The organism is Pseudomonas sp. PDM04, from assembly GCF_014851765.1.
Classification (GTDB): Bacteria; Pseudomonadota; Gammaproteobacteria; order Pseudomonadales; family Pseudomonadaceae; genus Aquipseudomonas.
The window spans coordinates 409919-420861 of the sequence record NZ_JACVAI010000007.1 but is presented as its reverse complement, the minus strand read 5'-3'; the positions used below and the strand labels follow the sequence as shown (position 1 = coordinate 420861).

The window sequence follows — 10943 nt, the reverse complement described above, 5'->3', positions numbered from 1 at the left end:
CCCTGGGCTGGGTGGCGATGATCACCTTCGGCGCCACCTACCACATGGTGCCCAAAGTCTTCGGGCGCGAGCAGATGCACAGCACCCCGCTGATCAACCTGCACTTCTGGCTCGCGACCATCGGCACTGTGCTGTACATCGCCTCGATGTGGGTCAACGGCATCACCCAGGGTCTGATGTGGCGCGCGATCAACGACGACGGCACGCTGACCTACTCCTTCGTCGAAGCCTTGCAGGCCAGCCACCCCGGCTTTGTGGTGCGCTTTACCGGTGGCGTGTTCTTCCTCAGCGGCATGCTGCTGATGGCCTACAACGTCTGGCGCACCGTGCGGGTGGCGGACGTGCGCCTGGCCGAACGTGAAGCGCAGATTGCCTGAGGCAAGGAGATTGAGATGCCCGAAATCTTGTTGGGGGCTCTGTTCGTTGCAAGCCTGTGGCTGACGGTCGAGTGCTGCCTGAAACGGGAAACGAAGCAGAGCCTGGAGGAGGCCAGTCTGATCCCCTTCGCCGATGACCCGGAAGTCGCCCAGCGCGTGGAACGGGCCACCGGCAAGGTCGTCAAGGCGGTGGCGCCTGAAGAGGCCAAAGTCGGTTGGATGAACCTGGAGATGTGAAGCAAAGACTTCCGGGGATGAAGAAATACTTGGAAACAATGGGGAAGCGCAGTTATTCGGTGGATTTCGACGAGCTCACATAACCTGAAAGAGGATTCCACCCGGCCCAAAACATTGCCGGCAAAGGTCAGCAGTTCGCAATAGTTCAGTTTTCAATCAGCGCCAACACACCACGGGAACTCATAATATGAAACAACAAATCCTGATCATCGGGGCCGGCTTCGGCGGAATGTGGAGCGCACTCAGTGCCGTGCGCCTGCTGGATCAACACAAGCGCCTTGACATCAGTGTGACTCTGCTTGCCCCCCAAGCGGAACTGCGCGTGCGCCCACGTTTTTATGAAACCGACCTGGCCAGTACCGTCGCCCCGCTCAGCCCGTTGTTCGATGCTGTTGGCGTGCGCTTTGTGCAAGGAAGCGCCACGCAGATTGACGCCGACGGCCAGCGCGTCAGCTATCGCGATGCCTCGGGTGGCGATGCCGAGCTGTACTTTGATCGCCTGATCCTGGCCTCCGGCAGCCAAGTGGCCCGTCCGCCGCTGGAGGGCATCGAGCGCTTCACCTTTGATGTTGATAGCCTGGAGTCAGCGCAGCGATTGGAAGCGCATCTGCAACAATTGGCTCAGCAACCGGAAAGCGCTGCCCGCAATACAGTGGTCGTAGTCGGCGGTGGCTTTACCGGTATTGAAACCGCCACCGAAATGCCGGCCCGCCTGCGTGCCATCCTGGGCGAGCAGGCCGATTTCCGTGTGATTGTGGTGGATATGGCCAAGCAGATTGGCGGTTCCATGGGCGAAGCAATCGCCAAGGTCGTCGCTGACGCAAGCACCAGTCTGGGCGTTGACTGGCGCCTCGGGAGCCCAGTTGCCAAGGTCGATGAACACGGTGTGCATCTCGCCAACGGCGAACGAATTGCCTCCAGCACGGTGATCTTTGCCGTGGGCGTAAAAGCGTCACCGCTGACCCGGCAAATCGATGGCGAACGCGACGCGCAGGGACGCCTGCATGTTGACCGCAACCTCAAGGTGCTCGGCCAGGACGCCATCTACGCCACCGGCGACACTGCCTACGCTGCCGTGGACGACCAGGGTAACCACGCCCTGATGACCTGCCAGCACGCGATCGCCCTGGGCCGCTCCGCCGGCAACAACGCAGCCGCGGATCTGCTTGGTGTCGAGCCGATTGCCTATAGCCAGCCCAAGTACGTCACCTGCCTGGACCTGGGCGGCTGGGGTGCGGTGTACACCGAGGGCTGGGAGCGTAAAGTGGTGCTGACCGGCCAGGAAGGCAAGGAGCTGAAAGTCCAAATCAACACCCAGTGGATTTACCCTCCGGCAGCGGATCGGGAAATCGCACTTCAAGCGGCCGACCCGCTGATTCCCGTCGTGGCTTGAGCCTCCAACTCAACACGTTAGCCAGATGATCTGAAATGCGCCTTGCAACTGCAACTGCGCGATTGAAAATAGAACTGGATTGGCGTTCATGCGTCAATCCAGTTTTTTATGCCCACATTACTCACCTCACATGGGGCCTTTTAGCGGGCCCGTGCTGAGCGCTGTTGTTCTGATAGGCGCTTTCGAAGGCCTTCCTGAAAAGTGAGAATCAGACGAGTGTGGGATCTTTCGTGAAGGTCACGTTCATCTCACGCACCAGGTTGATAAAAGCTCGAAGACCGGCTGGCACATGGCGGTTTGCCGGGTAAAAGACACATAGTCCCGGATAAGCCGGCGTCCAGTCCTCCAACGTGCGTATAAGGCGCCCAGCGTCCAAATGTTCGGCAATTGAAGATTCGTTTACACAAATGATGCCGATCCCCTTGAGCGCTGCATCCACAATCAAGTGCTGGCTGTCGAGAGTCAGCGTGCCATCGACATCGATAACCTGCTGCTGGCCCCGTTTTACGAACTCCCACCGGTAGAGTGCCCCACTGGCAAATCGAGTGCGGATGCAGTTGTGCCTCCTTAAGTCTTCCGGCGTTTGAGGTGCCGGGTGCTGGGCAAAATAGGCGGATGAGCCAACTACGGCGAAACGCAACGGTGGGCTACAGGAAACTGCAACCATATCAAGCGGCACGCTTTCGCCCATTCGAATGCCGGCGTCGAAGCCTTCGGCCACGATGTCCACCAATGCTGTACTGGTGACGATTTCCAGACGCATGTCGGGGTAGCGCCGAAGGAACTCGGCAACCACCGACGCCATGATCATTTGAACTGCACCCTCGGAAGCATTGATGCGCAGATTGCCACTCGGCGTCTCACGAAACTGATTTACGGCCTCCATTGCACTGGAGATGTCTGCCAGCGCCGGCTGGACCCGGGCTAGAAACTGTTCCCCGGCCTCTGACAATGAAACACTGCGAGTTGTGCGATTGAACAACCGTACACCCATTCGTTGTTCCAGCATTGCAATGGCGTGGCTCATTGCCGAGGGGGAGAGGCCAAGCTCGACAGCGGCTCGACGAAAACTCCGATGATGAGCCAAGGCGACTACGGCGTTGAGATCCTGCAATCCGGCTTTTCGCATTGTGCTATTTCTTGCATTAGATCATCCCATACTAGCCCGATTGTTTGCGCCAGTGCGTGAAATTATGGTGCAGGTGTACCGCCTCGACGAAGCCGTACGGTTTCGTTGCATGGGGCGAACATCAAACCCATCGGGAGTAATCTCATGACTTCAACCGTCCTCATAACTGGCGCTTCTAGCGGTTTTGGGCGTGCCACCGCTCAGCTGTTCGCAGCTCAAGGCTGGAACGTCATTGCCAGCATGCGCAACATCGCCAACGGTGATGAACTGGCATCTTTATCCAATGTGATCGTCACCCGTCTTGATGTGCAGGACACGGTCAGTGTCGAGGAGACGATCAACGCCGGAATGGCCCGATTCGGCCAGATAGATGTCTTGATCAATAACGCCGGATTTGGTTTGTTCGGCGTGTTCGAGGGCACCTCGAGTGCGAAAATTCGAGAACAATTTGACGTGAATCTGTTTGGTGCGATGGAGGTCACCCGGCAGGTCCTGCCGCATATGCGCCAGCGTAAGTCCGGTGTAGTCATTAACGTCAGCTCCGGAGCTGGAGTGTTCGGACTTCCGATGCTCTCGATCTACACTTCCAGCAAATTTGCCTTGGAAGGCTTTTCAGAGTCGTTGTCTTATGAGCTGGCGTCTCAAGGAATCGTAGTGAAAATTGTTGAACCTGGTGGGGTAATCAGCACGGGATTCGGCGCTCGTTCAGCGAGTGAGGTGGCTCAAGTGTGCGCGCCTGCTGACTACAACGCTTTCATCAGCCACACGGCAGAGGTATTTGAAGGCTTGCGCGAACAGAGCCTGTCAACCTCCGAAGACGTGGCACGAGTCATTTTCGATGCGGCGAACGATGGCACTGGCCGTTTGCGTTATTTAGCGACCCACGATATCGAATCAATGGTGCGGGCGCGCCGTGAAACCGAAGAAGAATCTTACATGGCCATGATGCGCGAGCGATTTGGTCCGTGTGCTTGCAACGGTGACGGCTTCAACCATTAAATTGAGTGGCTAGACGCCGAGAGTTTGCGACAGCTTGCGCAACAGCCCATCAAGTTGCGCGACTTCCTCGGCAGTCAACCCAGCCAAAATCCGGCGCTGGGTTGCGACGTGTTGCACGATCGCTTCATCGATTCGCTGCAAACCTTCCGGTGTCAAACACACGATGGCTTTGCGAGCATCGCCCGGATCAGGGGTTCGACTGACCAGTCCCGCTTTTTCCAACTGGTCGATCCTGTTGGTCATCGTGCCGGAAGTGATCATCATCGAGGCAAGCAAATCCCCCGGAGACAACGCGTAAGGCGGGCCTGAGCGGCGCAACGCAGATAACACATCGAACCCGGCCATGTTCAAGCCGAATGAAGCAAAGGTCTCTTCCACGACGGTATGAATACGTTTGGTCGCCCGTGAAAGGCGACCAATCGTCCCCATGGTGGTCACGTCCAAATCGGGACGAGCCACACGCCATTGCTCAATTAATGTGTCTACTTGATCCATTGGTCGATCCTACTGCGTATTTGTCTTGACATCAAGATACATCACCCCCTACATTTTATCTCGACGTCGAGATAATGCTGGCGCGATCTCTTGAGGCAGCCGGGCATTCCATCCACCTTTGCTACTGACGAGAGGTTATTCCAGATGCACGAGATTTTTTCCCGTATTCGCTTGGGCGCCTATGCACTGCCGAACCGCCTGGTGATGGCACCCATGACCCGCAGTCGCGCCACTGCCGACGGTGTGCCCACTGAACTGATGGCTGAGTACTATGCCCAGCGCGCCAGCATGGGGTTGATCGTGACTGAAGCCACGCAGCCATCCGACATAGGGCAAGGCACTGTCGCCACTCCCGGTATCTACACGGATGCACACATTCAAGGCTGGCGCAGGGTCACATCCGCCGTCCATGAAAAAGGTGGGCATCTCTTTATCCAGATCATGCATTCGGGTCGCATGTCGCATCCCGACAACGTGCCGGGCCACCTGCAAGCATTGGCGCCATCCGCCATCGCAACCCAGGAGCAGATTCATACAGTAGCTGGCATGAAGGACATGCCCGTGCCGCGCGCCATGACGCTGGAAGACGTTCAACAGACAATTGCCGATTTTCGTCACGCTGCCCGTTGTGCCATTGAGGCGGGGGCGGATGGTGTGGAAATTCACGCGGCAAACGGCTATCTGCTCCAGCAGTTCTTTGCACCCAACGCCAATACACGTACTGACGCCTATGGCGGCTCCATCGAGAACCGTGCGCGCTTTGCCCTCGAAGTGGCGAAGGCCGTGGTTGATGAAATCGGTGCTGACCGCACCGGTATCCGCCTATCGCCCGGGGCCACATTGGGTGGTTTGGATGAAGGACCGGAAGGTCCGGCCCTGTACCGTTATCTGACTGCAGAACTGAACAGACTCGGGCTCGCCTACCTGGATGTGATGGACTGGGGTGATTCTGCATTACTGGCCGATCTGCGCACGCTTTGGCATCAGACGTTGATCCTTAATCGTCCTGGCCGGCTGCGTGAGCAAGTCGGTGCCGATGTTGCGGCGGGCCTTGCGGATATGGAAGCTTATGGCGGGCACGTGCTGGCCAACCCGGACTTCGTCAATCGCCTGAAAATGGGGGCTCCGATGAATACCGCGGATAGCGCAACTTTCTTCGGCGGCGGCTCGCAGGGCTACACCGACTACCCTACGCTGGCTTCACACGATGTTTGGTAAGCGATCCTGTTATTGAGGTCCAAACCCTGTTTGATGGAGATTGATATGTCTGCATATAAAAAAGCCGTTGTCTTCGGTGGTAGTGGCTTGATCGGCGCCAAGGTGGTCACGAGGCTGAAGGAGGCTGGTTTGGAGGTTATCGCAGCGTCACGGCGTACCCATGTGGACACCACAACAGGTCAAGGCCTGATGGAGGCACTCCAAGACGCTGATGTCGTGGTGGACGTGTCTGACGTGCCCACCTTTGATCCAGAGACATTGAAGACGTTCTTCCGCGCCTCCGCAGAGCATATTTATGCGGCGGAGCTGGCCGCAGGCGTCAAGCATCACGTTACCCTGTCCATCGTCGGTGTAGACGGTGTCAGGGGTAATCCTTATTTCGATGCCAAACTGGGCCAGGAAGAATTGGCAAGGGCCTCAGGGGTTCCTTTCACAATCGCCAGGGCGACTCAGTTTTTCGAATTCCTGCCGACCATAGCCGCCGGATTCACTAAAGGCGAAACGACTGGATTACCCGATGCGCTGTTTCGTCCCATCGCCGCTGACGACGTAGCGACTGCGCTGGCCGCCATTGCATTGGCACCGCCCAGGAACAGCGCTGTCTCCATTGCAGGCCTTGAGTCCGCATCCTTTGAGCACTGGTTCAAGCGTTTTTTCGATCTGACACAGGACCCACGGCAGGCGGAAACGGACCAGGCAGCCACTTATTTTGGTGCTCGACTGCAGCCGTGCTCAATCGTTCCCGCCGCTCCCGATTACATCGGTGCCATGTGTCTGGAGCATTGGGTCACGTCGCCATCCGCACGATCAGCCCTGAGCGGTGATCGATACGCTCACGCCACGTCGGAAATCAGCAAACAGATTCAGTGATGTTTCCCTCTCCTATCGCCCTGTCATCAGTTTACTGATGACAGGGCTTCCCTGAATCATCTGATGATCTCGTTCCCCCTTCCCAACGGCAGCGACTGACCGGGCGAACCGACCTTGAGTCCTTGGGATGACCCCAGCACTCAGGCCTCGCACTGTTTGCCACCGGCGTCAGTAACAACGATTCACAACTCTTAACGAGCGCGCGTCGAACAATGCCGTGACCATCCAGTGACTTGATCCCTTCCCCAATGATTTCGAGATCTATGCATCCGGCATGGGATCGCTGCAGCCGGGTCGTTTTCACATTCACAGCCGTTGGAAACTGGAGAACATCATGTCCGACACATTCCGCCCCATCGGTCGACGCGCTTTCGTGGTCGGTGCCATGGCCGCTACCGCCGCTACCGCCCTGCCCGTCTTCGCCGCCGACAAGACTGTTGCCTCAGCCCGGGAAAAGTACGCAGATCCCAAGGACCCGGCGCTGCCCAAGTCGTCGATGAAACTCGACATCTCCCGTGCGGCGCTGGTGGTCATCGACCCGCAAATCGATTTCATGAGTGACAAGGGCAAAGCCTGGGGCGTTGTCGGCGAGAGCGTGACCGAACAAAATCTGGTGCCGAACCTGCTGCGTTTGTTCAAGGCGGCGAAGACCGCGGATATCACCGTGGCCATCTCGCCGCACTATTACTACCCGCATGATCACAAGTGGAAGGTTCAGGGCCCTGCCGAGCAGTTCCAGCACGACATCAAGATTTTCGATCGCCCCAGCGCCTTGAGCCTGGAAGGCTTCGTCGGTTCAGGCAGTGATTTCATGCCCGAATTCAAACCCTACATCGAAGACAACAAGACCATCGTTTGCTCGCCGCACAAACTGTACGGGCCGCAGGTCAACGACCTGACCTTGCAGCTACGTAAACAGCTGGTGTCCCAAGTGATCCTGGTAGGGATGTTGGCCAACCTGTGCGTCGAATCACACCTGCGCGATCTCCTCGAACAAGGCTTCGAAGTCGCCGTGGTCAGGGACGCCGTGGCCGGACCGAAACTTCCGGAAGGCGACGGCTACGCGTCGGCGCTGGTCAACTACCGTTTCATGGCCAACGCCTTGTGGACGACCGAAGAGACCGTCGCCATGCTGGGGGGAAAAGCCTGAGCAAAACCGGGTCATGATTCGATGCATGCACCGAAGGTTTGAAGACTCTGGCTGGCGGTATGAGGCAGTTGCAGGAGCAATTGCCGTGCGCTGCGCAAATCCACCGAATCGAAGCCGCTGCTGAATCGTCTGTAAACAGCACCGAGTATGTCGCCCGCTTCGACATTTCGGCCTTGTGCTGTGTACATCCGCGCCAACGTTATGGCAGAGCGTAGCTCCCAACCCAGAGCCGACTGACGGCGCGCGCAATCCAGCGACCGCTGAAGAATCAACTCGGCGCGCTCAAGATCCGGTGGCGCTCGCGTCGCCTGGATCTGTGCCGCAATGCGCAAGACTTCCGGAGTATCGAAGGTCTCCCCGCTACTTTCGACCACACATTGAGCCTGATCGATCATGTCCTGGGCCTTGTCGAACTCACCCTTCAACGCCAGCCCTTCGGCCAGCCCCTTCATGAACATCGTGCTGAGGATTTGATGATTTTCCTCGGCCAGAACATCCAGACAATCCTTCAGCAGTGTCACCCCGGTATCCAACTTACCCTGACGCATCAACAGGATACCCCTGAGCCCCATTGCCACGGCCTGATCGGGTTTGAGCGCATTCTTTTTGGCGTTGAGCGTCAGGTTATCGATGGTCTGCCCAGCGGTCGTCCAGTCTCCGACCCACAGAAATACGGTCGATACGTAGATGAGCGAAATGCACAGGGTCACCGGATGCCTCAGGTTTCGCGCAACCTCCAACGCCTGATGGGCAATGGACACCGCCCGATCAGGTTCGCCCCGCAACCACAGAGTCCGGGCCAAAGACACCAATGCCCTGACCCGATGGTCGTAACCGAAGTAAATGGCATCGCCATCCGGTTGCGCCGTCACCATGGCCAACCCGGCCGTACACCAGCGCTCAGCCGGCGCCTGCTGGCCGACCAGGTGACAGGATACGCCAAGCATCCATTGCGCCATGGCGATGCCGGCAGCATCGGACAGTCGCGTGCTGACTTCCATGTTCTTGTGAGCGACTTTCAGAGCGCCTCTGAAGTCCCCTGCCCGCGTCAGAAAAATGTTCAACCCCGCCAGCAGACGCAATTGGCCCGGGGCATCACCAAGCCTCTCCGCCAGCTCTATCCCGCGGATCAACGCCCTGTGAACCGCAGGCGTGTTGCCGTGGGTAAACATCAGGGAAATGGCCAGCGCTTCTTGCAGGACCCGCTCATGGGAGTGACTGCGCGAGCTGTCCAACGCAGCCAATGCCTGCTCGCTCCAGCGTTGGCACTCATCCAGCAGCGACAGGCCGAGAAACAACGGGACGCATACCACCGCAAGCCGCACACCGATCGCCAGATCACCTTCCTCGGAAAAAGCCCATTCCAGCGCTGCTCGCAAACCGCCCAGATGTTCAAGGTGACGATGGGTGTGTTCGTGGTCCAGGAAGGACACCGAATTGACGCCCGACTGCTCCAACAGCACGATCTGAAACAACGCGTGACGCTGCAAGATCGCGTCGGCCTCACCGCTCACCCGCAGTTTTTCAAGGGCGTAGACCCGTGTGGTATCCAGCAAGCGATAACTCATCGTTCGCCCGTTGCATTCCGCCGATATCAGCGATTTGGCGACCAGTCTTCCAATCGTATCGATGACCTGCAGTTCATCCTCTCCGGGTTCCAGTACCATTTTCAGGGCGGTGCCGAGCGCAAAACCACCGCGCAGCACCGACAGCCTGCGCATCACTGAAGCCTCTTTCTCGGACAGCAGGTTGTAACTCCAGTCGAGCAAGGCAAAGAGCGTCTGATGCCGCGGCAGCGCAGTGCGCCGGCCGCTCCAGAACAGTCTGAAGCGATTGTTCAGGAGTTCGGCCGTGCCGCGGATGCCGTAGGCATCGACCCGCCCGGCGCCCAACTCGATGGCCAGGGCAACACCATCGAGTTGGCGGCAGATGTGGGCCACCACGGGGGCATCGCAGTCATTGAGGATAAATTCATTGCCGCTGCTGGAAGCTCGTTCGACAAACAACTGCACCGCAGCAAACGAGAGTGCGCTCGCCGCTGACAAGTTGCCCTGCTCGGGCGGACATGCCAGCGGGCCAAGGCGATAGGCGAATTCGCCTTCCACCAGGAGGGGCTCACGGCTGGTGGCCAGGATATGCACCTCAGAGGTGCCAAGAAACAGTTTCTCGGCCAGGGCCGCCGTGGCGTCGATCAAGTGCTCGCAGTTGTCGAGCACCAGCAGCAGACGCCTGCTCTGCAACAACATGACCAGTTCACGGCCAATATCGTTGCCGTTGCCCAGCACGCCGAAGGCCGACGCCAGCGTGCCTTCCAGCAGCGCGGGATCGGTCACCGAGCCGAGATCGAAAAAATGCAGATCACCGTCCAAATGCACCGACAGGCTGTGCGCCACCGCGACGGCGACCGTGGTTTTACCCATTCCTCCCGGACCGATGATCGTGACCAAACGGTGTTTCTTCAAATGATCGGCGAGTGAGAGAACGGTGTCCTCTCGCCCCACCATGCGAATGAGGCGAGGCGGTAGCTGATCGGTCGTCCATTGCGCTGTGGGCCTGATTTCACCATAGATCGCAGAGCCCGCTGGGCAGACGGTTGCGACGAAGCTGTAGCCACGCCCCGGAACATTGACCACGTAGCGTGAATCGCCCCCCTCGCAGGCCAGTTTTCTGCGCAACGCCGAAATGTGCACCCGCAGGCTGCTCTCCTCGACGATGACGTCCTGCCAGACCCTTTTGATCAGTTCGGCATTGCTGACCACCTTGCCAACATTGGAGGCCAACACCATCAGGATATCGAGGGCACGGCTACCGATTTCCACCGGCACACCGTTTTTCAATAGCAACCGCTGGGCAGGCAACAGCCTAAAACATCCAAAAACAATTTCGCTTGAAGAAGAACGCTGAGCATCCTCAGAAACCGAAAACTGAATGGGCATGATTCGAATACCTGCTCAGGGTCGCTGGAAGTGGCGGAACCATTGATAGTCGGATTGACCGAGTAAAGACTCTAGCAAATCTGCCCAGACACGCGACTTGGACTGCCGAGCGTTGCGCTTTGGAGGAATCCGTCAGGCC

General features: G+C 58.1%; 10 protein-coding genes. 7 read left to right on the top strand and 3 right to left on the bottom strand.

Features of this window, described 5'->3' with window-relative positions; genetic code table 11:
- The 3 genes from IB249_RS26565 to IB249_RS26555 all read left to right on the top strand — a co-directional run.
- Positions 1–377, top strand: a 377-nt coding sequence (locus IB249_RS26565; RefSeq protein ID WP_192308862.1) for a cbb3-type cytochrome c oxidase subunit I, incomplete at its 5' end; no start/stop codon positions are given.
- A 15-nt stretch (positions 378–392) separates the two neighbouring features.
- Positions 393–614 carry a cbb3-type cytochrome c oxidase subunit 3 gene (locus IB249_RS26560; RefSeq protein ID WP_192308860.1) on the top strand — a complete coding sequence of 74 codons (222 nt, stop codon included), beginning with the start codon at positions 393–395 and terminating at the stop codon, positions 612–614.
- Between the two features lie 187 nt (positions 615–801).
- Positions 802–2007 carry an NAD(P)/FAD-dependent oxidoreductase gene (locus IB249_RS26555; RefSeq protein WP_192308858.1) on the top strand — a complete coding sequence of 402 codons (1206 nt, stop codon included), beginning with the start codon at positions 802–804 and terminating at the stop codon, positions 2005–2007.
- Positions 2008–2215: 208 nt separating this feature from the next.
- Here the strand turns inward: IB249_RS26555 and IB249_RS26550 are convergent, their stop codons facing one another.
- Positions 2216–3136, bottom strand: coding sequence for a LysR family transcriptional regulator (locus IB249_RS26550; RefSeq protein ID WP_192308856.1), 921 nt, complete (start codon positions 3134–3136; stop codon positions 2216–2218).
- A 144-nt stretch (positions 3137–3280) separates the two neighbouring features.
- Between IB249_RS26550 and IB249_RS26545 the strand changes: the two genes are divergently transcribed.
- Positions 3281–4135: an SDR family oxidoreductase gene (locus IB249_RS26545; RefSeq protein ID WP_192308855.1), complete on the top strand. Its 855-nt coding sequence runs from the start codon at positions 3281–3283 to the stop codon at positions 4133–4135.
- Between the two features lie 9 nt (positions 4136–4144).
- Here IB249_RS26545 and IB249_RS26540 read toward each other — a convergent pair whose 3' ends face one another.
- The gene (locus tag IB249_RS26540; protein WP_192308853.1) at positions 4145–4630 is read right to left on the bottom strand and encodes a MarR family winged helix-turn-helix transcriptional regulator; all 486 of its coding nucleotides are present in this window, start codon (positions 4628–4630) and stop codon (positions 4145–4147) included.
- A gap of 144 nt (positions 4631–4774) precedes the next feature.
- On the opposite strand from IB249_RS26540, the gene IB249_RS26535 reads away from it, so the two are divergent.
- From IB249_RS26535 to IB249_RS26525, 3 genes are all read left to right on the top strand, one after another.
- Positions 4775–5848 (top strand): alkene reductase, encoded by a 1074-nt coding sequence (locus IB249_RS26535; RefSeq protein WP_192308851.1) that lies wholly within the window; start codon positions 4775–4777, stop codon positions 5846–5848.
- Positions 5849–5893: 45 nt separating this feature from the next.
- Entirely contained in the window at positions 5894–6718 is an 825-nt protein-coding gene (locus IB249_RS26530; protein ID WP_192308849.1) for an SDR family oxidoreductase, read from the top strand.
- A gap of 496 nt (positions 6719–7214) precedes the next feature.
- Positions 7215–7868, top strand: a complete 654-nt coding sequence (locus tag IB249_RS26525) for a cysteine hydrolase (protein WP_225607214.1) — start codon at positions 7215–7217, stop codon at positions 7866–7868.
- Between the two features lie 11 nt (positions 7869–7879).
- Here the strand turns inward: IB249_RS26525 and IB249_RS26520 are convergent, their stop codons facing one another.
- Positions 7880–10804 carry a winged helix-turn-helix domain-containing protein gene (locus IB249_RS26520; RefSeq protein ID WP_192308846.1) on the bottom strand — a complete coding sequence of 975 codons (2925 nt, stop codon included), beginning with the start codon at positions 10802–10804 and terminating at the stop codon, positions 7880–7882.
- Between the last annotated feature and the right edge of the window lie 139 nt (positions 10805–10943).